Genomic DNA, 25,098 nt, shown 5'->3' on the forward strand with positions numbered 1-25,098 from the left:
GTCATTTTTTTACGTCGATGATGGGATTTCGCTTAATCAAATACCTGATTATGGCCCGTTTGAAGATGGTTTTCAGATAGGCCCAATATCCAGTATAAATTTTGTTATGTCGTTTCTTCTTGCGTCTCAGCGATTAACAAGCGAATGCCTTTGGATTTAAAAATTGGTTGGAACTCGTGTGGTGGTTCGCGGTCAGTTATAACCGTACTGATGGAGTCGAACGAGTCGATGCTCAGAAGCGCGTTAGGCGTATCAAACTTACTGTGGTCAGCGAGTACGATGACTTCATCGGCTGCGTCGATCATTCTTTTGCGGAGGGTCGCCTCCAACATGATTTGCTCCCGTAAGCCCTCATGAATAATCCCGCGCGGCGAGATGAAGGCGAGATTGGCGCGGAGTTTACTTATCATCTCTTCGGCGAAAGGACCGACGAACGATTGCGTAACCGGATTTAGAGTTCCCGGTATTCCAATCAACGTACCTTTTCGGTACTCCTTCAGTTGTTCGAACACCGGAATGGAATTGCTGATTATATTCAAGTTGTCAATATCGTTAGCCAAGTAAGCTAAATACAAAGTCGTGGTGCTGGCGTCTAGAAAAATGCTTTGACCGCTCTTAATCAGTGCAGCCGCTTTATGGGCAATGGCTTTCTTGACGTCGTCAAGCAGTAAGGCCCGCTCTGAGAATGGCAGCATGCTGGAATCCCTGACCGTCGCGCCGCCATAGTTGCGGTCAACTTTTCCGATTTCTTCGAGCTTACGCAGGTCCGTCCGGATTGTAACTTCTGATACGCCAAACCTTTTGCTTAGTTCGGTTACGGAGATAAACTGACGATCTTTAGTCAGTTTAAATATTTCTTCTCGTCTTTGCTTCGCATACATAATTAGCTACAAGCCCCTTTATTATATATTCCGTATATGAAAGAAAGTAAAAGAAACTCCAATAGTATCGTACATGAAATGAAATGTGTTTTCAATGCTTTCCAGTTATTCAATGTGCAATGCCATAAACCGAGCCTTCATTTTTAAATTAATTAAGTGCTTGTTAAATGATCTTGGTGGATCATACTAATAATCTTTCGTTTTCGAAAGTTAATATTCACAAAACGAAAATAAAATCATTTTTATTTCTTGACTACGAAAATTTTCGGAATATATAATGAAAACAATCAGGTATGAGTAAACGCTTTCCTGGTTAATTTAACAAAAGGAAAAAGGGAGGAAGAAAAATGCGGAAAGTTATGGTTGCGGTCATCGCGCTGTTTCTGGTCACCGTTACAGGGTTAACGGCTTGCAGCGACTCGGATAAGAAGGCGGAGATACAGCCGAGTCAGTCGGCTAGTCCTGCGTCGGAAGCTCCGGAAAGTAACTCTGCGGCGCCTGTCACTTGGGACAGCCCGAACTTATCATGGAAACAGGATACGTCGCCAGTAAAGTACAGCATGTATATTGACTTTGATTGGTATTCAGTCGATACGTGGGGGAAGGACGATGTGTCCAAGGAAATTACGAAACGCACTGGCGTTTCATTGGATGTGACCAAAGCGTCGGATTTAAATCAGCTGCAGGTATTGCTCGCCACTGGCAACTTGCCCGATTTCATCTTTACCTCGAATCAAGTCCAACGTTTCTGGGATCCGAAAAAAATTTGGCCATGGAACGAGTTGATGGACAAATACGCTCCGGAATTCCGACAACTTCTCGATCCCATTGAGATTGCAAACAACACAGCTCCTGATGGGAATTTTTATACACTTAAGACGCACTACAGCAATGATGATCAATGGGCCGATCCTCGCAACCTTCCGTCTGTCGGAGATCCCGGGCTGGCCGTGAGACAAGATATTCTCGAAGCGATCGGCAATCCGCAGATTAATTCGCTTGAAGATTTGCTTGAAGTGCTGAGAACGGTTCACAAGAAATACCCAGACATGATCGTTTATTTACCCTCCAAAGATATCTCTAATCCAATAATGGATATTCTGGGATTCAATAATTCGAATCCATACCTCGACGAACAAGGCAATGTTAAAGTAAATATCAGTAATCCGAATTTTCTCGAATATTTGAAATTTATGAACACACTGTATCGCGAAGGTATGCTGGATCCGGAAAGTTTCACTTATGATACAGACCAGTTTTACCAGATTGCAGGAGAAGGCAATGTGTTTATGGCATCTTACAGCACGATGGTTGCCGATTTGCTCAACACAAGATTAAAGGATAATAAAAAAGACGGTTGGTTTGTTCCGATTAACGATCATTCCATAACATATAACGGGAAGGATCAAATGAATTTGACTGAAGCCGGTACAGGATGGGCCAGCTTGTTCATTAATAAGAATATTAAAGATCCGGAAAGAGCGATTCGGTTCGTCGAATTCTTGAAGAGTCCCGAAGGCGACGCACTAACACAATGGGGTATTGAGGGGTTGCATTATACGATGGGCGATGACGGCCTTCTTGACTTTAACAATGATTATTTGAAAGATAAGCCCGTCACCGAAACGGGAATCGGCGCCTGGTATTTCCAAGGGAGTTCCTTTGGCGAGACGTTGCCAATGGTCTCCAGGGCGGCGGATGCGCCAGATCAGTCGCAATTCTTGAATGTGCTGAAGTTCCGTAAAACCAAAATCGTTCGTGACCCCGCATTGTCATTTGTTAAACCGCCTTCGGATACAGACGAGTTTAACATCTCAACTCGACTACAGGACTTGTTCAATAACGAGAGTGTAAAGATCATTCTCTCGAAGAGCGAAGACGAAGTTGTCAGCAAGTACAACGAACTAATGAATAATGCTAACAAAATCGGCCTTGAACGTTTGAATACGTATATGACCGAGAAGTACAAAGAAGCCAAAGTGAAGTATGAGAGCTTGAAAAAATAATGTAAAAACACGTTATCCATAGTCGCGAGGCTTATTCCTTTGGTCTATGGATAACGACTTTCTTTTATGGATTTTTGAGATAGTGAGGGGAAGCGATTGAATACGGCATTGAAAATCTTTAAGAAGCAAGCCTTCTACCAAATCTTGGTCTTGTTCGGCGTGCTATACTTGTTCATTTTCAACTATATTCCGATGTTCGGACTCATCATAGCATTTAAAGATTACAGTCCAACACAGGGTGTCATAGGTTTTTTCACAAGCGATTGGGTGGGTTTGAAGTGGATCAAAGAATTTTACAATGAAATTTATTTTTGGAGAATCATCCGAAACACCGTTATTGTGAGTGTTCTAAATCTAGTCTTCATGTTTCCAATTCCTATTTTTTTCGCCATACTGCTCAATGAGCTAAAATCGGCCAAGTTCAAGAAAATCGTTCAAACGGTAAGTTATTTGCCACACTTTATTTCTTGGGTAGTTGTATCTGGATTGATCTTTGTATTTCTAAATGTTCAAAATGGGCTAGTAAATGATTTTCTCGTTTGGAGCGGTATCACGAAAGACCCGGTCTCATTCATTAGCGATCCAAAGTATTACTGGTGGATGGTGATACTCAGCAATATATGGAAGTCCATGGGATGGGGAGCCATCATTTTCCTGGCCGCGATTGCAGGTATCGACCAGACGTTGTACGAAGCAGCTGTTATGGATGGAGCGAGCAGAATACAACGCATAATTTATGTGACACTGCCGAGCATCAAGTCGACCATTGTGATTATTCTGATTCTCAGTTTAGGCAGTTTATTTAATGGTAATTTCGAACAAGCGCTCTTGCTTGGAAATTCGGTAAACAATAGCGTATCCGAAATTCTTGACACTTTCACATTAAAAATGGGCTTAGCGCAAGGACGCTTCTCATACGCAACAGCCATAGGCTTGTTTCAATCCATCATTTCAGTCGCTTTGATCTATTCAAGCAATTATGTCGTCAAGCGGCTGACAGGCATGGGATTATTATAAATCGGAAGGAGGGAATGCGATGGGCAGCGGATTTAACAAGCAAACGTCGGCATCACGGCCCAGAAAATCCGGTTGGCTTAGGCGCAACAAGGAAGATTATTTCATTGATACTTTTGTATATCTATTCTGTACTATCGTCCTTATTATTACGCTGTATCCATTTTACTACTGTCTGGTTATTTCCTTTAATGAAGGCAAAGATGCCGCGCTTGGCGGGATTTTGCTTTGGCCGCGCAAATTCACACTGGAGAATTACAAGATTGTTTTTGAAAACAAGCAATTAATGCAAGCGTTCGGCATTACGATCGCAAGAACGGTGATCGGAACCGTGCTTTCTGTTGCGGCTTGCGCCTTATTTGCGTATGGGTTGGCTTTAAAAGATTTACTCTTCAAGAAGGTGTATATTTCGATTCTGGTTTTTGCGATGTTTTTTTCTGGTGGAATCATTCCCTATTTTCTGTTGCTGCAGTACCTTCATTTGATGAACACCTTCTGGGTGTATATCATACCAAACTTAATTGGAGCGTTTACTGTCATTCTCATGATGAGTTTCTTCCGTGAATTGCCTCAAGAGTTGAAAGAAGCAGCAAAGATCGACGGGGCATCGGAGTTTAGAATTTTTTATCAAATCATGATGCCATTGTCCAAGCCAGTCCTTGCAGCGGTTGCGCTATTTGTCGGAGTCGGGCATTGGAACAGTTGGTTTGATTCTGCGTACTTTGTGTTCGATCGTGATTTGCGTACCGCATCCCATCTATTGATGGAACTGATTAATAAGGCGAACATGACATCAATGGCAGCGGGAATGGATCAGCGGGAGGTTCTGGAGTCCGAAAAGAACTTTACCTCGGAAACGATCCGTATGGCAACGATGATTGTGATTGTGACGCCGATTGTTTGTGTCTATCCGTTTCTTCAAAAATATTTTGTAAAAGGTATGATGATCGGCTCGATTAAGGGCTAAAGTATCTAGATTTTAGGAGAGTGTGACATGCGAATGAATGTAACTGTGCCTATCAAAAAGGCTTACTTTAATCGATTGAACGAATTGATTAGTTCAATAGAGCAATCCAACGCCGACAAGTTCGATGAAGCCGCAAGTGTGATTGCTGAGACGATGGCAATTGGCGGTGGAATTCATGTATTCGATACCGGGCACCTGCTCAGTTACGAACTCTTTAACAGGGCTGGGGGGCTGGTAGCATTCCAACCCTTAAAAATTCATTTGTCTGTGGAAAATCAAGTTCGGGATCGCGGGATTCCCAAACTTCGCAATATGGAAGGCTTTATGAAATATGCGCTGCAATCAAGTAAGGTGTGTCCAGGGGACGTAATGATTATCGGAAGTGTGTCGGGAAAATCGACGGAAGTGGTGGATCTGGCTAAAGCCGCCAAAGAAATCGGCGCCTTTGTGATTGCTGTAACCAGTCTGTCTTATTCGACAATATTACGGAGTGATCATTCCAGCGGAGAGCGCTTGTTTGAACTAGCCGATCTTGTTCTCGATAACTGCGCGGAACCTATGGATGCCATGCTGGAAATACCCGGACTCGATGCCCATCTCTGTCCTGCCTCCGGCATATCTGCCGCAGTCATCATGTGGGCGATCGAGGCGCTTGTTGCCGAACGATTGATACAGAAAGGAATCAGGCCATCCGTGTTGAAGTCGGCCAATGCACCGGGCACCGAAGCGTTTAACAATCAGGCATATGAACAGTATGCCAAGTTCGGATACTAAGTGTATGATGCGGAGGAGTAGCCTATGCTGAAAGGATTCATGGATCATTGGGTGCCGACCAAGGCGCAAATCTCAACGTTCTGGAAACAGGATTTGCCCACGGTGCTTAAACAACTTGATGATCTAAAGCGTGACGTCGACTACAATCATTTCACATTCTATACCAAGTGGTATTCGAACGGCCTCAAGTCGAACCTGCCTTACTTGTACAATCATTCCGACGCGTCGAATGTACGGACGGATAACCAGTGGGGGCGCGACATTATCGATCACCTGCATCGGCAAGGCAGTTCGGTTGGCGCCATGCTGCAATTGGTAACCTACGAGCAGCCGTATTGGGAAGACAGTTTATCGATGGGCGAATGGGATAACCCGGTTGCGGAGATCGCGCTTCCGTTTAAGGTCGCGGACTTCACGCATCCGGATTACACGACCCGCGTTGCGGAAGTGCTGAAGGAGCACCTGAACGTATTCCCTGATCTGGATTATCTGTTCCTGGAGTTCGAAGGAGTGAATTCCGGGGACGTTAACAGGGTGTACGGCGCATGGGCGGCAGCCAATGGTAAACCCATGATGGAGCATGTGTCATATGACAAGCAAACGACGGATTATTGCCGAAAGTTGGACATTCCGCTAGATGTGACCTGGTCGGTCGAAGGCAGGGAAATGCTGAAACACTACTACGGAAGAAATCTGGAGGTTGTCGATGCGGTATTGAGAACGATGAATTACGAAGGCACGGTCGGCATCGTCTATCATCTTTATCAATATGAAGCGTTCATCTATCCCGAACTGCTTGAGGATAGGAAGCATTGGTGGCTGCTGCCATGGCATTACTGGACATTTCATCCCGGCAGCGAAAGCGTGCTTGCAGAGAGAAAGCTGACGGGAAAGCAGCACTTGAAGGAATGGAAGGAAGCGGGTTACCAGGTCTGCTACATCGGGGATGTGACGATGGGGGCGGTAAACAAAGACCGCGAGACGTTGGTCGATTACTTCAACGAATGCGAAGCAATCGGGCTGGCGGGCTACCTCGGCATGGGCAATCCCGATCCGCAGCTTGGCTTGAGGTGGCTGAACGTGACCGACCAGGACTGCACGGACGCCAGGCAGTTGTACGCCCGGCTGTACGGTACTTCGGTCGATCTTCGGCAAGATGGATAACATTTCGGAGGTGTAAGCATTGTTTAAAGGATTTATGGATCATTGGGTACCGACCCGGGACAATCTGACGACGTTCTGGAAGCAGGACCTGCCGACCGTTCTTACGCAGCTGGACGAACTGAAACGGGACGTCGATTATAATCACTTTACTTTTTACACCAAATGGATTACCAACGGTATCAAATCCAACCTGCCGTTCATGCATAACCATCCGAAAGCGTCTAACGTCAAGACGGACAATCAGTGGGGAAACGCGATCATTGATCATCTGCATAAGCAAGGGTGTTCGGTGGGGGCGATGATGCAATTAATGATCTTCGAACAGCCGGAATGGGGAGACGGCATGGAGATAGGCCAGTGGGACGTCCCGGGAGGAGGGACTGCAGAACCGGTGAAAGTGGCGGACTTTACCCATGAGGACTATCCGACGCGGCTGGCTGCGATCATCCGGGAACATCTGAAGCTGTTCCCCGGTCTTGACTACTTGTTCCTGGAATTCGAAGGGCTCGATCATGCCGGCGACGTGAGCGGACCGTATAAACGCTGGGCGGAAGCCCAAGGGAAACCGCCGCTAGATCAGGTCAGCTACGACGACGAGACCTTGGCGTATTGCCGTATCCTAGATGTGCCTCTTGGCGTGCTCTGGTCCAGGGAAGTACGGGAAATGCTGAAATACTACTACGCCCGAAATATGGATGCCGCCGATGCTGTATTAAAGGAAATGAACTTTCGTGGGAAGGTCGGCATCGTTTACCACCTGTACGAGTACGAAGCGTTCATCTATCCCGACGTCATCAAAGACCGTATGCATTGGTGGCTGTTGCCATGGCATTATTGGACGTTCCGTCCAGGCACCAAGCAGATTCAGGACCAGAGGAAACTGGTCGGTAAGGATCTGTTGAAACAATGGAAGGATGCCGGGCATTCGGTATGCTATATCGGGGATGCGACGATCGGGGCGATCCGCGGCGACCGCGAATCGATCCCGCAATTTTATGAGCATTGCGAGGATTTGGAGCTGGAAGGCTATCTGGGCATGGGCAACCCTGACCCTCGACTCGGGCTCAGATGGAACAGCGTCAGCGACCAGGACTGTCTGGATGCCAGAGAATTGTACGCGAGATTATACGGCAAACGATGAACATGGAGGCGGAATATAGATGTTGAATATCAAGAGAGCGCTCGTCATCTGCGCCCATCCGGACGACGAAGTGCTGGGACTGGGTGGCACGATCAAGAAGCTGACGAATCAGGGAACCGAAGTCAATGTCGTCATGTTTGCCAACGGCAACGAAGGTTACAGAACATTGGAAGAAAAGGACCGCATCGTGGAAATCCGAAGGAAAGAGCGTGAAGCTGTCCAGCAATTGCTGGGCATCCGACATTACGAAACATACAAATATAACGACTTTGCGATCCCCGCCGATGAGACGACTTACAAGATTTGTTTGAGTGCCATTCGGACATATCGCCCGGACATTGTCTTCACGCACTACTGGAGGGAATACAACACGCATAAACATGTCGCTTCGGTCGTAAGCGACGCCTTCTGGCAGGCGGGGTGGACGTGCTCCCTCGATCTGGGAGAGCCGTGGAAGGCGCGAGCGCTGTACCATTTCGAAGTCATCGACCTGTTATCTGAAGTGTCGCATATCGTGGACATTACCGACACGTTCGAGGAAAAGATGAACGCGATGCGAGCTTACGCTTCCCAATGCGATGTTGTGTCCGGGGCGCTGCAGCAAATCGAAGGCCGTGCGCTCATGAGGGGTTCGCAGGCCGGACTCCGGTATGCCGAAGCATTCGTCAAAAATATTCATCGCCCGGAGATTATCCGGTAAATCCACAGTGTTAGGGGAGAATGTCAATGATTCATATTCCGAAAACGGAGTTTGCATCAAGAATAGAGAGAATCCGGGAGAGCATGAAGGCGGAAGGGTTGGATGTCTGCTTTGTATATGGGGACGAATACCGTAGGGAAAACTTGCGTTATGTCAGCAATTACTGGCCGATCTTCGAGAGAGGCGCGCTGCTCTTACCGTTGACAGGAGAACCGATCCTTCTTGCGGCGCCCGAGGGGGAAGAGGTGTGCCGCGAGATGAGCGCTTGGCAAGATATTCGTCTCATTCCCGATTTCGCCTGCGTAACGGTGCCGGATGTCATCGCATATCCGCAGGCGAATTATTCTAGCTTCCGGGACGTGTTCAAGGAGCTGAAGATCAGGCAGGCGGTCCGGCGAATTGGCATAGTCGGCATGGATGCCATGTCCCACTATGTGCTCGAAACGCTGCGCAATAGCTTGCCGGATTGCGAGCTGCTTGATGCCAATTCGATGCTGTTCCGTGCGCGGCTGACCAAAAGCGAGAACGAGGTGGCGTGTCTCAAGGAAGCGGCGAGAATTGCCGACGCCGGATACCGGGCACTTCTGAAGGTCGCCGCAGTCGGGAGAACCGAACTGCAACTGGCAGCGGCTGCGCATGAAGCCGCCTACGCCGAAGGAGCGGAGAACATCGTCTTCTGTCTCGTATCGAGCGGTGCGCGCGTCGGCACGATCATCGGTCGGGCGACAAATAAGGTGATTGAAGACGGGGATATGGTCATGGCCGCCTTGGCTGTGCAATATGAAGGATATATCGCTACGGCCAATTTCCCGTTCGTGGTGGGGACGATGGCACCGGCACAGCGAGAGTTGATCAATCAGTTGATTGAAGCCAACGAACGCGCCTTGGCTTGTCTGAAAACAGGAGCACCGTTGGCGGCGCCTGTGCGGGCGGTGAAAGGGTATTTCCGGGAGCTGAGCGTCGATCGGTTCGACCTGTACCCTCCGATGCACGGATGTGGCGTCGCGGAGGCGGAGTCTCCGTATCCGGATGAGCAATCGGAAGGCACGTTCGCCGCCATGATGACGGTTAACACGGATATTAGCCTGTTCGGCCATCCGGGAGGTTCCAACCGCATCGAGGAAGGGTTCGTCATCACGGAAGACGGATATGAACCGATGTCCGCATTGGTCCGGGATCTGTGCAGACAATGGAAGGAAACGGGCAGTATCTCGATAGAGTAGTTGGGGAGAAGAGAGAATTGCAAAAATGGAAGCGGAGGTGTTTTCTATGACTGGAGGTAAAAAAACGTGGTACATCGCTGACGGCTGGATACCGAGAAGAGGAATCGAAGAGCATGCGAACTACGTCGGTCATGAAGCGGTGATTATTCTCAACACCCAGTCTCAGAATGCCCGGATTTACATGGATATTTACTTCGAGGAAAAAGAACCATGGGAGAATATCGAAATAACCGTGCCTGCAAAGAAGGTGCGTTGTTTACGCATGGATAATCCGGCCGATATAGGCAATCAATGTCTGCAGCGCCATGAGCAATATGCGCTCCGTTTGCGCAGCGATGTACCGGTTATTGTGCAATTCGGCCGAATGGACACGACCCAATCGAATCTGGCGTATATAGGAGTTATGGGGTACGGCGAATGACCAAAGCGGTCTGCATCATCGCCGAGAATAATATTGTCAATCGTGTATCGAGGAGAGAGCGATATGAAACCCGGGTTGCTTGCCGCAATCCCTGAACAACATACTCGGTTTGTGCAATTGCCGAACGAGATGGGCCATAATTCCGTATGGGACTTTGTACAGTCTCCCGATGGGAGATTCTATCTCAGCCTATGCGGAGAGAACGACCTGTCCCTGACAGCCTTTCTATATGAGTACGATCCGAAAACGCAGGAATTACGGATGATTGCAAACTTGGAGGAAACCTGGATCCGAGACCCGGAGCAGATGCCGCACAGCAAAATCCATACGAGCATCGATTTTCTTCCGGATGGTCGGCTGATCATGGCTACCCACAATACGGCACCCGCGCCGGCACACAAGCAATGGATGTTCGAACAGAATTACGAACATCCATGGGAAGGGTTTCCCGGTTCGGTCCTGATGATCGTTGATCCGAACACGAAACAGGTGGAGAACCGGGGCGTTCCGTTGCCAAGGGAGAGCATTTATGGCGGTCTGCTGGGCAACGACCCGCGATATTATTATTTTCTCGGTTATATGCGCGGACATTTCTACCGAATCGACCTGGAAACGAACGAAGTTCGGGATTACGGAAAGGTGTCGGAATTTTCCTCTTGCCGGCTTGTGAAGGATCGCAAGGGAAGAATCTACAGCGGGTCATATACTGGCGGCATGTGGCGATACGATCCGGAGACAGATGAGCTCGAGTCGCTCGATTTCCGTTTCACCTCTCCTCACGGTACTCAAGGCCGCAGGCAGTTCATTTTCGCGCTACATTCGCCGCGCAATACGCTGCTTCTTGTAGCCAATGTGGATGGAGAAATCATAGAGTTCAACCCGGAAACGTCGGAAGCTGTTTCCCACGGCCCAATCCATTTGCCCGACGATGTGCCGGCCCAATCCTATTTGATCGGAGGGTTGGCCGCAGACCGCAACTTCGTCCTTTATTACGGCTTGAAAACTTTCGACGAATACTGTCCGGTGCGGCTCGTCCGTTGGGACATTCTGAACGGCGGAAAGCCGGAAAATCTCGGGATTGTTTCGCCGAACGGCAAGGACTCGCAATATATTTGCGAGATGGTGTTCGACGACGACGGATGGTTGCACATGGTGGACGTGTGCGGCGAGTTCTCTCCTTATATATTGTCAGTCGATGTCGCCCGCCTTGAAGCGATGACGGACGACGCGAAGCCGGCGCCGATTCGGCCTTATATCGGACCGGATCTGGAAGGCGTGGGCGAGGCGGCCTATATGCATATTCTGGCTGAGAAAACGTGCGTTCTGCCGCTGCATCAGCATCTTCCCTGGCGTGACACGGCAGTACGACACGTCTTCATGAAAAAGGGGCGGCTGTACAGCATCAGCGGCAAACAAAAGGTTGTGCTCGCGGAAGCGGACGGCCACAGCAGTGAACCGGAGGGGATTTCCACGCTTCATCATCACGGCGGGCCGTTATCGTGTCTGGAGCTGAATGATCAAATCACGGCGATCCTGACGAGCGATCAGGTGATTCTGCTTTACGATCCGGACAAGCGAACGTGCGATCATCGTGTCTTGCTTCCCGAAAGCATCCGGCTGGTTCGACTGCACGCGGCGATGCCAAGCGGAGACGGGGAGATGGAACGAACGTTGATCGCCAGCGACGGTACGGGCATGCTTTATGCATGCGAAGTGATCACAGGTCGAGTGCGCAAGCTGGATTATGTACGACTGGCGGATCCAAACGCGCAGCTCGTGCCGCTGGACGATCGCAGACTGCTGTTGTCCGGACGCGATGATGAAATCTTGGTGTACGATTACGTCACCCATCAGGGAGAGCGGCTTGCCGTGCGGTCCGCATCGATCCGCGGCCGTGCGTACCGGGCGACGATTACCGGCGGTGTGGTGCTCGAAGACGTCGGGATTGTGCTGGGAACGCAAGACGGAATGCTGATGACTCTGGACGGGACCCTGTCGCAGCGCAGGGTATACGGCCGTCTATATGCGAGCGGCGGGTTGCACGGCTTCATTCCTTTCCGATCCGGAAGCATCGCGGGCATTTATGGCGGTCCTCGGGATGCCGGACATGTGTTTGTCTTCTCGCGGGACACTGGATTCATCGATCTTGGAAGACCGCGCGTTGTCAAGATTACCCCGGACCTGGCACGGCAAGATACCGAATGGGCCAACATTCATGAGATTTCGTGTCTGGCATACGACGAACAACACGATGTGCTGTGTGTTGCTTCAGGTGAAACATATGGTGCGATTGTCCGTTACCAAAATACGATAACCGCAGGTTAACATTCCTGAAGTTATGGAGGGATGCAAGTGAAGCATCGAATCGTTCATCAAGGGCAATCCGATTGGAGAATCGTTGTCGGCAGGCACGCTTCGGCTTCGGAGATTCATGCGGGCAAAGAACTGCAGCGTTATATTCGCAAAATGACCGGCGTAAGGCTGCCGGTCTTGAGCGACCGGATGCCGGCGGGGGCGCATGAACTGATCGTCGGGGCCAATGAGCACACCGCAAGCAAAGGCATTTCCGTCGATCTGCAGCAGCTCGGTAACGAAGGATTTATCATCCGCAGCACGGAGGACAGTCTCGTGCTTGCAGGGAGCAACGTTCGCGGCACTTTGTATGCGGTATATACGTTCCTGGAAGATTGGCTCGGATGCCGCTGGTTTGCGCCTGGCGTGACTCGCATCCCGGAGAATGCCACTATCGAACTCGAGCCGCTCGATATTTGCCAAATTCCGACTTTGGAATATCGAGACTCGTTTTCTTATATGTCCTTCGACGGGAATTGGTCGGCTTACAACAAGATGAACGGCAACTTTGCCCGGCTGACCTCGCATCATGGCGGCAAAATGGACTTTACCGGACGCTGGGTGCATACGTTCAATATGTTCGTTCCGGTGGAGAAATACTTCGATACGCATCCCGAATATTTCTCCGAGGTCAACGGCGCTCGCATTGCCGACAGACCACAATTATGCCTGACCAATGAAGAAGTGCTGAAGATCATGATTGAACGCATACGCGACTACATTGAAGAACATCCTGGGATAAATGCCGTATCCGTCTCGCAGAACGATTGGTACAACCCGTGCCGGTGTGCGAACTGCCGCGCAATCGACGAAGCCGAAGGCAGCCACAGCGGCACGCTGATCGCTTTCGTCAATAAAGTTGCCGAAGCTATCGAGACGGATTACCCGGAAGTCGCGATCGAGACGCTTGCGTACCAATATACCCGCAAACCGCCGCGCAGCGTCCGGCCGCGGCACAATGTGATCGTGCGGCTGTGCAGCATTGAATGCTGTTTCGCCCATCCGCTGGAAACATGCGAAGTGGCCATGTCGTTCAGAAACAGGACCGGTTCGGATTCGTCGTTCGCCAGCGACTTGAAGGCTTGGGGGAAAATATCGGATCGACTGCACATTTGGGACTACGTGACCAACTTTTCGAACTACGTAATGCCTTTCCCGAATTTCGGCGTTCTGAAGGATAACATTCGTTTCTTTATTCGCCATAACGTCAAAGGGATTTTCGAGCAGGGCAATCCCATGAAAGGCGGGGAATTCCAAGAGTTGCGCACCTATGTGATCGCCAAGCTGCTTTGGAATCCGGACTACGACGTCGATCAAGCCGTGAACGAATTCATGAAGGCGTTCTATGGCAAAGCAGCGCCGCCGATTCGCGCCTATTTCGATTTGATCCATACGAAAGTAAGAGCAGAGCATATTCATATGGGAATTTATGATCCGCCGACGAGCGATTTTCTGCCCGCGGATCTTGTCGCAGCCGCAGCCGAACTGTTCGACGAAGCCGAACGGTTAGCCGACGACGAACAAATCTTGAATAGGGTGCAATTGGCGAGACTGCCGATACGTTATGTTCAATTATCGCAAATGCCCACCTATACTTTGAATCGTAAAGCGATGGTGGATCAGTTTTTCCGCGACGTGCAGGCGGCCGGTATCGAGGAGATCTGGGAAGGCCGTCCCTTGCAAAAATCGCGGATGTTCATGGAAGAAGGTACGGTTTTTAAGCACGGTTCCTTGTAAAAACCGGCTAAACGGGAATCGTTCAACCAAAAACGCCGCAAAGCAAACTCCGGGACTGACCCCATTAAGTGAGACAAATCAAAACACCTTCAAGAGAATCCCTGATCATCGTAAGATGTTAGGGACAACTTTGGAGGTGTTTTTCTGTTGACAACAAGAGTCAGTTACCCAGTTGAGATCAAAATGAAGGCAATTGAAATGAGATTGGCGGGTGTTCCCGTACGCGTAGTAATGAATGAGCTCGGCATCCGGAATAAGACGCAATTGAAGACGTGGTTATGCTGGTATCGTAACAGAGATATGCACCGTCTAGAACAGCCTGATGGCAAACAGTATAGCTATGGTAAAGGTCCGGGGTTCAAATCGGAGATGGAGGGGCTGCGTGCGGAGAACCAATTTCTTAGGCAGCAGATCGAAGTGCTAAAAAAAATTCAAGGAGTAGAGAGGAGCTGTCGCCTTAAACCGTAATCCCATGGATGGAGAGTATTCAGACCATAACTACAGTACAGCAAGCCTGTGCATGGATCGGGTTGCCGCGCTCGACATACTATCGCTGGAAGAAGCAAGGACTACCGACAAAGCCGGATGCGCTTGTCTCACGCGTCCAGGAGCTGTGCCAGAAGCACCGCTTTCGCTATGGGTACCGAAAGATTACCGTGCAGTTACGGCGCCAGGAGACCGTCAATCACAAACGCGTACAACGGATCATGCAACGGCATAGTTGGCAATGCCGGGTGAAGGTGAAGAAGCGGAAGCATTCGGGACAACTTGCGCAGATAGCGGAACACTTGCTGAAGCGGCAATTTCATGCGGACCGGCCTTTACAAAAGCTGGTCACCGATATTACGTATCTTCCTTACGGAGGTGTCATGAGTGCTTGCACATTTCGTACGCGTGCCTGAAATTCCGCATCCGGTATCATATTCCAACCCCTATAAGCTCGTCCGTAGCGCCGCTGCGAGACGCAATAAAACCTTTTGCAGTCTGTCTTACTGCAAGTCAGACGATCTTGTCTCCGTGAGTTTCCACCCACTTGCACGCTGCTTCATAGGCGGGATGATTGCAACCGCTGATTACGTTGTTGTGCAGTACGATGCCTTCAATCTCGCCACTTTTAAGCAATTCTAGATTGGCATCTAACTGGTACTCGACACACTCGGGCAATGCCGGCTGTTTCAGACCGAAATTGTACAGATAACAGCCAATCAGCCGTTTCTTGCCAACGGTATTTGCCAAGAACATTTGCGAGTACTCCCGATATTGCTCCGGGGTCGGTTCATTCCAGAACCAGAACGATACGCCGTCGAATACGTCCATGTGAGGCTGTACAGTCATGTTCAGCTGTGACTGGTAATACACGACCCACATTTCCAGTCCAGCTTTGTGAATTCTTTCCCGTTCGGAGATCAATTCTTCAATGGGATAAGAAGCGGAAAACCGGATATACGACGATTCTCCTTCGCCAAAGAAATCGTCGTACACGACGCGATCGATTTGCGGAAATAAAGGCGCCAGGGACAGTGTTTTCTCCAAGTGATTTGAACCCAAATCCCCCCAGTTCTCCACAGAGAGCCCAATTTTGGCCATGCCCTTCGTGTCTTTACTGTAGCGGATTATATCAAACGGGTGGCCGAATGGTACAAAGAATATGTTGGTCGCACCAAGTTCTCGCATACTCTCGACCGGTGTGACGTATTTGTTGGGAATGCCAATCCAATCGTATAAGGAATCCTCCGGATGTCCCCAAACCCACAGGCAGTCTCGAACCTTTTTCATTTTTCAATATCCTCACTTTAATTGTGTGTGACGTACCGAGAACTTTGATTTTCCACAATTTCGGCCAAAATCCTGTTCGACGCTTCAATGCACTGGCAGGGGCGCTGCAATGCTCAAGGCTCCAGTCATAACGCCCAATCTAACTCTCTCCCTTTTGTGCCATTTTGGTCGAACCCACTAATTGTAATTACTTTTTAATCTAGCAACGGAACAGTGGGCAGATAATAGGAAATTTCGGCTTTTGTATAGGGATTTACGCGCTAATAGAAGAGTACGCTCGACATCCCGGCGATACGGGACAGGGTATCTTAAAAATAGGATGGAACTGTTCTTCGAATCCTTGTCCGGAGAACAAGGTAAAAAGGCTCATTTCTGTGGGATACCCAAAGAGAAAGCCTTAGAACGGGGCGATTCAACTCTTTACGGAATGCCACATAGACATAGACCGCCGTATACTACTCGCTTACATATAGTGAATCCTATCCTTGTACTGTTCGAGAATCTGAGCGTTGTGCGCATCTCCGCCATCCAGATTAGCGGACATGAATACCGGAGGCGTCAGACCATATTCGATCAGTATCTCAATTGCTTGCGCAATAACGCTGTGCAGAATGGCTATGCCGATGACAGTGGAAGTAGGGGCTGTCCGCACAGTCAATCCCGCAATATCCAGTACCGCATCTCCAGGCGGCGACAAGACATCGAGAATAATGTCTGCCAGTTCGAACAACCGTTTGCCGCTTGCATGGCGGCTCGGTACCGTCCCAGAGTAGCGGCTCGACGTTAGCGCTACGACGCGCACTCCATGTTCCCGCGCCCAGATTGCCATCTCGATAGGCACAATATTACGGCCGGATATGGAAGCGATAACCAGGATATCTCCTGCACGAATCGCACTCTCGGACAAAACGGATTCTGCGATGCCCGATATCCTTTCGTATTTTGAGGTTCGGGTCGGTGGCGGATTCTCCAACGTCATGCCTGGCAGAAAAATCGGATTGATCAGCATGAGCCCGCCTGCTCTGTAGAACACTTCCTGGGCGAATATGCTGGAATGGCTGCATCCGGTAATAAAGATTGTGCCGCCGTCCCGGATGGTATCGGCGAACAGCCGCGCGACGTCCGTCATCGCTTCCGGCTGGTTCGCACCTCTTCCAACACGCGGACAACCTCGTTGAAATATCGTTCGAACTGCATTGAATCAGATTCCTCCCAGTATACGATATGGCTTCAGACGTTAGTATAAAAAAGCAGCGTACTCGTTTCTGAGACGATTGAGAAGAGATGGCTGTAACTCTCCCCGATCCGAAACAGCCTGTCGTATAACGCCGCCGACGACCGGCTCGAATATTGGTTTTACGACAAGAGCTTCAGGGTAACTGTCAGCGATCACTTCACGGAAACGTTCATACATCGAAGGGTGTCCCTTCCATACGCTGCCCGCTATCGTGATAGGCAAATTGGGGGGGAGTGAATCCTTTGCGATTAGGGCAATCGTTTGCAACGCCAACTTCTCTCCGGCCTGCTTGAATATACGAATCGCCGTCTCATCACCGGCCAGCGCGGCTTGGGACACGACTGGCGCCGCGGATGAGACGATGGATCTCCAGGCTGTTCCGTATATGCGGCTAACCAGCTCGGTCATCGAGTTCAACCCCCAAGCTTCCATGATCATAGGCTGCAATAATGTGGACGGACCCCAGTATTCATAGGCACGGATGGCCGCCATGATGCCCTCCTTCCCCACATGGAAGCCGCTGCCTTCATCGCCGATAAGACTGCCCCAACCGCCTATGCTTGCCTCCTGCGATCCTTCGTATCCGTATACGCACGATCCGGTTCCCGCCACGGCTACGATCCCGTTCAGGCGTTGAGTCCCGGCGAGCAGTCCCATTTGACCTTCGCAGATGATGTTCAAATGCTGCAGTTTCGCCCGTTTGCGCAATGCTTTGAGGAATAATTCGGCGGGACCAAGTATGTTTAGATGCAAAACATCGATGACGAGTTCAACTTTACCTGTAAAGATTTGATCAAGGCACGCCGAAATATGATCTTCAATCACATTCGAAGAATCGAACAAGATGTTAGCGGAGCCGCCTTTGCCGGTGCTGAGACATTTAAAATCCTCGTCGAAAAGTATAGCCGCGACTTTCGTGCCGCCGCCGTCCACGCTTAAATAGTACGACATGTTCGATCAATCCCCCCACTTCCACGTTCAATCCAAAAGAAATATAAATATTTATAGCATATAATCTTTCATTATATTTCGATTCATAATAAATTTTAGATTATTGTCTTTCGAATGTCAATCCAGTCCCGAAATGACATATCCGACGGGGAAGACATATTTGATGCGAATTATAGCGTCCTTATCCTAGAACCAAGAGATTGGAGCTTTGACATATCACGGAGAAGATACATATTTACCTCCCGGCCGAGCGGTATCTATACTTAATCGCAAGCGAAAAGAAATTTCAAATGAAGGGTTTGTTGCAGCCGTGCTACTCATTCAAAACAAGCAAAGAGCGAGTGTTGCTTCAAAGAGGTGGATGAAACAATGGCCCTATTATGTGCTTCTTGCGCCGGCATTGATTTACTTTCTGATATTTCACTATTATCCGATGTATGGCGTGCAGATTGCATTTAAAAACTTTTTGCCTTCGAAAGGGGTCTGGGATAGTCCTTGGGTGGGCTTTGCGCATTTTGAACGTTTTTTTAACTCCTACTACTTCTGGACATTAATCAAAAATACGGTTTTTATCAGTTTGTACCAATTGGCGTTTTTTCCGGCGTCTATCCTAGTGGCTCTTTCAATCAATGAACTGAGAAATGATTTTTTTAAGAAATGGGTTCAAACGATTACTTATGCTCCCCATTTCATTTCGACAGTTGTCATTTCCGGCATGATCATCTCTTTCCTCAGCCCATTCAGCGGGATTGTCAATAAACTCATTGAAGCGATTGGCGGCGGTGCCATCCCATTCATGACGGATCCCGCATGGTTCAAATCGGTCTATGTAATATCCGGCGAATGGCAGAATTTCGGCTGGGGTGCGATTATTTATCTGGCGGCCTTAGCCGGGATTAACCCCGAATTACATGAAGCGGCGATGGTCGACGGCGCATCGCGGTTCAAACGTATTTTTTATATTAATGTGCCCGGGATATTACCCGTGATTGTCATTTTGTTTATTTTGAATATGGGAAGCTTCATAAGTCTTGGATTTGAAAAGATCATCCTGTTGCAAAATGCGATGAACATGGATTCTTCCGACGTCATTCAAACCTATGTTTATCGGGCGGGTATCCAAGATGCCCAATACAGCTTTGCTTCTGCGGTAGGACTGTTCAACTCCGCCGTAAACATTATGTTGCTTGTCACTTTTAACCAAATCGCAAGGAGACTCAATGATACGAGCCTATGGTAAGAGGAGGGGAAGAGAATGAGAGAAATCACGGCAGATAAAGCATTCAACATCAGTAATATGATCTTTATTTTGTTTTTGCTCGCGATCGTCTGTTATCCGCTGCTCTATATTATAAGCGCCTCGATCAGCGATCCGATCGCCGTGAACTCCGGCAGGATGTGGCTGTGGCCGATCGGCGTTTCCTGGGAGGGATACAAGAGGGTTCTCCAAAGTGCGGAGATATGGACCGGGTACCGGAACACGATCGTTTACACCCTGTTGGGAACGGCGATTAACCTTCTCGTAACGCTTCCTTGTGCTTACGCGCTTTCGAAGAAAAAGCTGATTGGCGGAAAAGTCGTGATGATGCTGCTATTGTTCACGATGTTTTTTCAGGGAGGGATCATTCCCAGCTACTTGGTCGTCAAACAACTGCATATGGTCAACACGATATGGGCGATCATGATTCCCCAAGCAGCCGCCGTTTGGTATATTATCGTGACCATGACGTTTTTTCGCAACACGATCCCGCAAGAGCTGGAGGAAGCGGCCGAGATAGACGGATGTTCCGTTTTCGGCGTATTTTTGCGGATCGTGCTACCTTTATCCGCTCCAATCATAGCAGTGATGGGTTTGTTCTATGGGGTTGGACACTGGAATGAATATTTTACGGCATTGTTGTATCTGTCTAACGAAAATCTGTATCCACTGCAATTGGTTCTTCGAAAAATACTGATTTTAAATCAGATGAGCAGCATGTTATCGTCAGTGAAGGATCCCTTGGTTCTTGCGGAGCAAGCCCGTATAGCCGAAATCGTCAAATATGCGGTGATGATCGTCGCGAGTCTCCCCATGCTCATCGCATATCCCTTTCTACAGCGTTTCTTTATCAAGGGGGTGTTCATCGGCTCATTGAAAAGTTAAGAAGGGAGCGCGAAGGGGGCGCGCGCCAAAATACTTGATCCATGCGGTTAGTCAAGAAGCTTAGATACCTATTTGAAAAGGGGAAATGGTCTACATGCCGAAGCGAATTCGGAGATTCTTACCATTCATGCTGCTTGTTACAGTCCTTTTGTTCAGCGCGTGTACGAGTGAAGGGGAGAAACAACAGACCTCCAATGGGGAAGAGAAAGCGGAAGATTCGAATTTCAATGAGGAAGGCTATCCCATCGTAAAAGACAAGATCACGTTGAAGCTTTTTGGACCCAAGAATATGGTTCACTCCGATTGGGCAACAATGGACTTCTTCAAAGCGATGGAGGAGAAGACGAACATTAGCTTTGAATTTGACACCCCGCCATCAGGCGATGCTTTCATGGAGAAAAAGAATTTGCTCGTGGCCAGCGGAGAGCTTCCTGATATTTTCTTTGCGGCGCAGCTTTCAGCGGAGGATGAAGTGAATTATGGCAGCCAAGGCATCATTATTCCATTGGAAGGGTTAATCGAGAAGTATGCGCCGAATCTGTCGGCACTTCTTCAGGATCCCGTCATCAAGAGTTCGATAACCGCTACGGACGACCATATTTATGCGCTGCCTCAATTAACGGAAACATATCTAAATTATCCCAAAATATGGATTAATACGACTTGGCTTGATCGATTAGGATTGCAAATGCCGACCACCGTCGAGGAATTCTATAATGCCTTGGTAGCGATCAAAAACGGCGATCCGAACGGGAACGGGAAAGCGGATGAAATCCCGATTACGGATGTTGGAGGTGTAGATGAAGTAAAACATACGATTTTAGCCGCTTTTGGTTTATTGAATGGCCAGTATGGAGCCGAGGTCGGAGTGGAGAACGATACAGCCTTTTTTGCTCCTACCGATCCAAGATACAAAGCGTATTTGGAATTTATGAACAGGCTATATTCGGAAGGACTGCTGGATGCGGAGACATTCTCTCAAACCAGTCAGCAATGGGTCGCAAAAGGAAATGAAGGCAGATACGGCTCACTTGCAACTGCCGGAGCATTCCTTGTAGTCGGAAATGAGAGGAATTTCGATTATGACGTGCTCCCGCCGCTTACCTCTTCTTTAAACGACAAGAAGTTGCAACTCAAAACACCGACGATCATCAGAGGGACATTTGCCATTTCGTCTTCCGATCCGTACCCAGAAGCTACGATCCGGTGGGTCGATTATTTGTATTCGCAGGAAGGAACTGTGCTACTTTCCGAAGGAATCGAAGGCGTTCATTGGTACGAGGCGGAAGGCGGAGGAATTAAATATAACATTCCGGAAGGGATGGACGTCCAGATGTGGCGTGGTTCGATCTCTCCTGACCCGGGAGAAGTGACTCCCAAAGATTTCCGCGAGCATTTCGCCAGAATGTCTGCTTTCGAAGAGAAAACCAACCCGATGAACTTCCATATCACTTCGGAAACCAACGAAAAGCTGAAGCCGTTCGCACAAATCGGATTTCCTCAGGTTTACTTTACGAACGAGGAGCAGCAAGAATTGAACGTCTTGTCTGCGGATATCCGAATCTACGTGAAGCAGATGGAAGCCAAGTTCGTCACCGGAGAAACTTCAATGAACGAATGGGATAATTACGTGAATATACTAAAGAAGATGAAGGTTGACCATTTCGTAAAAATCTATCAACAAGCCTATGACCGTTGGAAGGCAGCGCAATAAACTAACCAGAGAAAGCCTATACCGTATGCCCGACTTCGTCGGGCTTTTGTTTTGCGGGGGAAGTCGATATGGCTCGATATCGTCCGGGCGTCATCCCTACTGATTTTCTGAATTTTCGGATAAAATTGGAAACGTCGAAATAGCCGGCTTCCTGAATAATGGACTGGATAGGGGCCGCAGTTGTCACCAATTTCAATTTGATAAATTCCATGCGCAGCCTTGTTAGATATTCCATGAATGGAGTGCCGGTTTCCTCCTTAATTATTCTGCTGAGATGGGAAGTCGATACATTGTACTTATCGGCGAGTTGATCAAGCGAGAGATCATAATTACAAAAGTTGGAATTGATAAATTGAATGACCAATTTACCGAGCATTGTGGACTGCTTTGTTTTAAGCTGCTCCACCTCGTTACAGATATCAGAGACAATGCAGGTTAGCTTTTCTTTCAATTCAACGAATGTCCTGCATTTCGTCAACGTTTTTAACTGAACGGACGCTTTATCAAGATTCAATTCCTTATCGATGGCATGCACTTGCAGGATGATATCGTTACAGACCATTTTTAACGAAAATACAGACTGTTCCTTTTGATTGAGATTTCGAAAAATATGGTTCAAGGATTCTAGGGAGACTTGCTTGTCTCCTCGTTTCAGGCTTTCTGCAAACTTAATTTGCTCCTTTAGGGGAACCGATAGCGACTCATTGTCCCATTCGTGAATATCTTCGAAAAAGATCATGCTTCCGTTTGTTGCCGTAAATTCATATTCCAAGGCGGCAAGCGCTTCAATAAAGGAATGATTGACATGCAACAATTGAGGATATACGGTACCGATTCCAATGACGAACGACGGATTGTTTTGTCTATAAAGCAAATTCCGGAGTTTATCAGCGACTTGCTCTTGGATTTGGCGATGCGTCGCAGATTGCCTTTCGTATCCGACTAGCAGCGCGATATTGTTCTTGTGAAGAGACTCCAGGGCATAAATGCACTTGTACTGTTCCTGGAGTGCCGTAAGCCACGATTTTACCTCGTCAAGATCTGTGTGGCGGAAAACCAGCATGAAGTAATGGTCGGCGTTCAGGTACATGCCGACGATATCCAAGTCGGTCTCGACATCCTCCGTGCTCTTATAGCTTCCATTAAGCAACTTGGACAATACACGTTCGATTGCCCAAGGTTGTTGCAAATCCACTTTTTTCATCAAAGCTCCTCGATGGTCGTATACTTCAGTAAAAACCTCGCGAATCAGGAACAGCTCGTTCCTGCTCTCCCGACGGCCGCTGCCCCAACCCTTCCGGATAAAATTTGCCAATTCCCTGACAGGCTTAGTGTTTTTGAAGGCTAACCACACCGCTGAAATTAAACTTATGAAAACAATGACGCCAAGCAAGACGAACAAGAACGATTGAACATGTGTAACCGGCTGAAGAAATTGCTTGCTCGGCACGATGGCGGCAAACGTCAATCCACTTTTTGCCGAAACGACATAGATGGCGGAATAACGTTTACCCGACAGTTTTATATCCTGTATGCCCGTGCCCGCCGAGTCGGCTCTTTGACGGATCATCGACTGGAAGTGGGAGAATGGAACATCCACGCCTTCCGTATGGGCAGCCCAAGTCTTCAGGTTCTTGTCAAATATGACGATAGACCTGTCCAAACCATCTAAAATGTCGTTGATATAGTTGGACAACACGGATTTTTGGATGGTATACAGGACTGTCCCGTAGTGGAAACTTTCTTTCGGTTTGATTGGATAATAAAAAGCAATTAAATCCTCGCTCCAATCCGGGCGGAGCAAGGTGGTCTCGGAATGATTCAAATCGTCTGTTAATCGAAGCAAGGAAGCATCGGTCATTTTATATTCCTTGGCCAAAACCCCCAGAGATTGGGAACCGTTCTGGGAATAAATCGTGTCATCGCCGCGAAAATAAACGAAAACGCTATCGATAATGCTGCTGTTTACTTTATATTTCTGCAACTCCTCAATCGCCGTTTTTGCTGCCACTCGATTGTTTCGCACCATAAAGGGAGTCAAAGTGGGGTCATACGCGATCCTGACAGCAATATCGTTTAGTTCCTTTAGGCGAAGATCCAAAAGGGTCTTGATCTGATCGAGTTGGTTCAAGCTGGACGATTCAATCTGGGCTTTGGTGTACCCAATCGAGTTGTTGTACATGGTCCATCCTAGAATGGTAAAGGGAATGAGAAAAATGGCTATCAAGGACAAGAAATAAGTCGTGAATATACCTGTCTTGAACTTGAAGGAATTCATTGCCTTACACCTTCCCTTAGTTCATTTGTAATTCCTCAATCTTGATAGATATTAATATATCATGACTAAACTAAATGAGGGGAAACAATAATTAAGCCCAGCAAAAAATGAATAGAGGATACCAAGAGAGTTCTAATTTTTCATAATATTCTTACGGCATATTTGAACCAAATTCGTATTTTATACATAAACCTAAGCAGCTAAACCCCTTGTCTATTAAGGGGGGTTATAATGAGAAAATAATTAAGTTCGCCCGGATTGTTCGATGGTACAAAACAACCCCAAATCATTTGATTTGGGGTTGTTTTGACTAAGTTGTGTATTAGATTGACATAAAAATTTCTCGTTCGTAGGTCAATAAATGTTTACACAAAATCGAAAATGCAAAATAAATAAGGTCTTTTAATCGGCCAATGTTCTCGTCACGCCGTCGTCATCTTGAGTTTTGTCGAACAATTCGAATCCCATCACTTGGATTTATTTTGAAAATCACCCTCTCATTAATGTCTTTCGCTAAACCTGTTATTGAATTCGCTTATCTAATACTGAGTAAATTTCATACTTAAACCATGTTCCATGATTCTTCCGCATAAATAAATTCAATACGTAGTGTATTGGT

20 protein-coding genes and 1 pseudogene are annotated in these 25,098 nt (G+C 48.1%); 16 read left to right on the plus strand and 5 right to left on the minus strand.

Annotated elements, in window-relative coordinates:
- Positions 1-104 precede the first annotated feature (104 nt).
- Positions 105-881 (minus strand): DeoR/GlpR family DNA-binding transcription regulator, encoded by a 777-nt coding sequence (locus H7C18_RS08105; protein WP_185128519.1) that lies wholly within the window; start codon positions 879-881, stop codon positions 105-107.
- Positions 882-1,228: 347 nt separating this feature from the next.
- Between H7C18_RS08105 and H7C18_RS08110 the strand changes: the two genes are divergently transcribed.
- The 13 genes and pseudogenes from H7C18_RS08110 (at position 1,229) to H7C18_RS35975 (ending at position 15,282) form a co-directional block, all read left to right on the plus strand.
- The gene (locus H7C18_RS08110) at positions 1,229-2,887 is read left to right on the plus strand and encodes an extracellular solute-binding protein (RefSeq protein WP_185128520.1); all 1,659 of its coding nucleotides are present in this window, start codon (positions 1,229-1,231) and stop codon (positions 2,885-2,887) included.
- Positions 2,888-2,983: 96 nt separating this feature from the next.
- A complete protein-coding gene (locus H7C18_RS08115; protein ID WP_185128521.1) occupies positions 2,984-3,904 on the plus strand; it encodes an ABC transporter permease in 921 nt (306 codons plus the stop codon).
- A 19-nt stretch (positions 3,905-3,923) separates the two neighbouring features.
- Positions 3,924-4,868 carry a carbohydrate ABC transporter permease gene (locus H7C18_RS08120; RefSeq protein WP_185128522.1) on the plus strand — a complete coding sequence of 315 codons (945 nt, stop codon included), beginning with the start codon at positions 3,924-3,926 and terminating at the stop codon, positions 4,866-4,868.
- A gap of 27 nt (positions 4,869-4,895) precedes the next feature.
- Positions 4,896-5,642, plus strand: coding sequence for a sugar isomerase domain-containing protein (locus tag H7C18_RS08125; protein ID WP_185128523.1), 747 nt, complete (start codon positions 4,896-4,898; stop codon positions 5,640-5,642).
- A gap of 24 nt (positions 5,643-5,666) precedes the next feature.
- Positions 5,667-6,806: a hypothetical protein gene (locus H7C18_RS08130; RefSeq protein WP_185128524.1), complete on the plus strand. Its 1,140-nt coding sequence runs from the start codon at positions 5,667-5,669 to the stop codon at positions 6,804-6,806.
- Between the two features lie 19 nt (positions 6,807-6,825).
- Positions 6,826-7,947: a hypothetical protein gene (locus H7C18_RS08135; RefSeq protein WP_185128525.1), complete on the plus strand. Its 1,122-nt coding sequence runs from the start codon at positions 6,826-6,828 to the stop codon at positions 7,945-7,947.
- 19 nt (positions 7,948-7,966) lie between these two features.
- Positions 7,967-8,647, plus strand: a complete 681-nt coding sequence (locus H7C18_RS08140; protein ID WP_185128526.1) for a PIG-L deacetylase family protein — start codon at positions 7,967-7,969, stop codon at positions 8,645-8,647.
- A gap of 26 nt (positions 8,648-8,673) precedes the next feature.
- Positions 8,674-9,870, plus strand: a complete 1,197-nt coding sequence (locus tag H7C18_RS08145; RefSeq protein ID WP_185128527.1) for a M24 family metallopeptidase — start codon at positions 8,674-8,676, stop codon at positions 9,868-9,870.
- Positions 9,871-9,895: 25 nt separating this feature from the next.
- Complete coding sequence (locus H7C18_RS08150; protein WP_185128528.1) at positions 9,896-10,291, plus strand: sensory rhodopsin transducer; 396 nt, start codon at positions 9,896-9,898, stop codon at positions 10,289-10,291.
- 63 nt (positions 10,292-10,354) lie between these two features.
- The gene (locus H7C18_RS08155; RefSeq protein ID WP_185128529.1) at positions 10,355-12,616 is read left to right on the plus strand and encodes a ligand-binding sensor domain-containing protein; all 2,262 of its coding nucleotides are present in this window, start codon (positions 10,355-10,357) and stop codon (positions 12,614-12,616) included.
- A 27-nt stretch (positions 12,617-12,643) separates the two neighbouring features.
- A complete protein-coding gene (locus tag H7C18_RS08160; RefSeq protein ID WP_185128530.1) occupies positions 12,644-14,380 on the plus strand; it encodes a DUF4838 domain-containing protein in 1,737 nt (578 codons plus the stop codon).
- 183 nt (positions 14,381-14,563) lie between these two features.
- Positions 14,564-14,821: pseudogene (locus H7C18_RS35970) on the plus strand (IS3 family transposase); the annotation flags it as partial.
- Positions 14,822-14,856: 35 nt separating this feature from the next.
- A complete protein-coding gene (locus tag H7C18_RS35975) occupies positions 14,857-15,282 on the plus strand; it encodes an IS3 family transposase (RefSeq protein WP_185128531.1) in 426 nt (141 codons plus the stop codon).
- Between the two features lie 97 nt (positions 15,283-15,379).
- Here the strand turns inward: H7C18_RS35975 and H7C18_RS08170 are convergent, their stop codons facing one another.
- The 3 genes from H7C18_RS08170 to H7C18_RS08180 form a co-directional block, all read right to left on the minus strand.
- Complete coding sequence (locus tag H7C18_RS08170) at positions 15,380-16,156, minus strand: hypothetical protein (protein WP_185128532.1); 777 nt, start codon at positions 16,154-16,156, stop codon at positions 15,380-15,382.
- A 463-nt stretch (positions 16,157-16,619) separates the two neighbouring features.
- A complete protein-coding gene (locus H7C18_RS08175) occupies positions 16,620-17,339 on the minus strand; it encodes an SIS domain-containing protein (protein ID WP_337913230.1) in 720 nt (239 codons plus the stop codon).
- A gap of 54 nt (positions 17,340-17,393) precedes the next feature.
- Positions 17,394-18,344, minus strand: a complete 951-nt coding sequence (locus H7C18_RS08180; RefSeq protein WP_185128534.1) for an N-acetylglucosamine kinase — start codon at positions 18,342-18,344, stop codon at positions 17,394-17,396.
- A 319-nt stretch (positions 18,345-18,663) separates the two neighbouring features.
- Here H7C18_RS08180 and H7C18_RS08185 point away from each other — a divergent pair, with 319 nt between their 5' ends.
- The 3 genes from H7C18_RS08185 to H7C18_RS08195 all read left to right on the plus strand — a co-directional run bounded on the left by H7C18_RS08185 (position 18,664) and on the right by H7C18_RS08195 (position 22,201).
- On the plus strand, positions 18,664-19,584 hold the full coding sequence (locus H7C18_RS08185) for an ABC transporter permease (RefSeq protein WP_337913231.1): 921 nt from the start codon (positions 18,664-18,666) through the stop codon (positions 19,582-19,584).
- A 15-nt stretch (positions 19,585-19,599) separates the two neighbouring features.
- The gene (locus H7C18_RS08190) at positions 19,600-20,487 is read left to right on the plus strand and encodes a carbohydrate ABC transporter permease (protein ID WP_185128535.1); all 888 of its coding nucleotides are present in this window, start codon (positions 19,600-19,602) and stop codon (positions 20,485-20,487) included.
- 127 nt (positions 20,488-20,614) lie between these two features.
- On the plus strand, positions 20,615-22,201 hold the full coding sequence (locus H7C18_RS08195; protein ID WP_185128536.1) for an extracellular solute-binding protein: 1,587 nt from the start codon (positions 20,615-20,617) through the stop codon (positions 22,199-22,201).
- Positions 22,202-22,217: 16 nt separating this feature from the next.
- Here the strand turns inward: H7C18_RS08195 and H7C18_RS08200 are convergent, their stop codons facing one another.
- Entirely contained in the window at positions 22,218-24,383 is a 2,166-nt protein-coding gene (locus tag H7C18_RS08200) for a helix-turn-helix domain-containing protein (protein ID WP_185128537.1), read from the minus strand.
- Between the last annotated feature and the right edge of the window lie 715 nt (positions 24,384-25,098).

It is taken from the genome of Cohnella zeiphila (genome assembly GCF_014212055.1).
GTDB lineage: Bacteria > Bacillota > Bacilli > Paenibacillales > Paenibacillaceae > Cohnella > Cohnella zeiphila.

What these genes read in the sequence shown, in the direction of transcription:
- H7C18_RS08145 (WP_185128527.1), top strand. Translation starts at nt 8,674, where the DNA reads ATGATTCATATTCCGAAAACGGAGTTTGCATCAAGAATAGAGAGAATC.
- H7C18_RS08130 (WP_185128524.1), top strand. Translation starts at nt 5,667, where the DNA reads ATGCTGAAAGGATTCATGGATCATTGGGTGCCGACCAAGGCGCAAATC.
- H7C18_RS35975 (WP_185128531.1), top strand. Translation starts at nt 14,857, where the DNA reads ATGGAGAGTATTCAGACCATAACTACAGTACAGCAAGCCTGTGCATGG.
- H7C18_RS08190 (WP_185128535.1), top strand. Translation starts at nt 19,600, where the DNA reads ATGAGAGAAATCACGGCAGATAAAGCATTCAACATCAGTAATATGATC.
- H7C18_RS08120 (WP_185128522.1), top strand. Translation starts at nt 3,924, where the DNA reads ATGGGCAGCGGATTTAACAAGCAAACGTCGGCATCACGGCCCAGAAAA.
- H7C18_RS08150 (WP_185128528.1), top strand. Translation starts at nt 9,896, where the DNA reads ATGGAAGCGGAGGTGTTTTCTATGACTGGAGGTAAAAAAACGTGGTAC.
- H7C18_RS08170 (WP_185128532.1), bottom strand. Translation starts at nt 16,156, where the DNA reads ATGAAAAAGGTTCGAGACTGCCTGTGGGTTTGGGGACATCCGGAGGAT.
- H7C18_RS08200 (WP_185128537.1), bottom strand. Translation starts at nt 24,383, where the DNA reads ATGTACAACAACTCGATTGGGTACACCAAAGCCCAGATTGAATCGTCC.
- H7C18_RS08140 (WP_185128526.1), top strand. Translation starts at nt 7,967, where the DNA reads ATGTTGAATATCAAGAGAGCGCTCGTCATCTGCGCCCATCCGGACGAC.
- H7C18_RS08125 (WP_185128523.1), top strand. Translation starts at nt 4,896, where the DNA reads ATGCGAATGAATGTAACTGTGCCTATCAAAAAGGCTTACTTTAATCGA.
- H7C18_RS08195 (WP_185128536.1), top strand. Translation starts at nt 20,615, where the DNA reads ATGCTGCTTGTTACAGTCCTTTTGTTCAGCGCGTGTACGAGTGAAGGG.
- H7C18_RS08155 (WP_185128529.1), top strand. Translation starts at nt 10,355, where the DNA reads ATGAAACCCGGGTTGCTTGCCGCAATCCCTGAACAACATACTCGGTTT.
- H7C18_RS08105 (WP_185128519.1), bottom strand. Translation starts at nt 881, where the DNA reads ATGTATGCGAAGCAAAGACGAGAAGAAATATTTAAACTGACTAAAGAT.
- H7C18_RS08180 (WP_185128534.1), bottom strand. Translation starts at nt 18,344, where the DNA reads ATGTCGTACTATTTAAGCGTGGACGGCGGCGGCACGAAAGTCGCGGCT.
- H7C18_RS08110 (WP_185128520.1), top strand. Translation starts at nt 1,229, where the DNA reads ATGCGGAAAGTTATGGTTGCGGTCATCGCGCTGTTTCTGGTCACCGTT.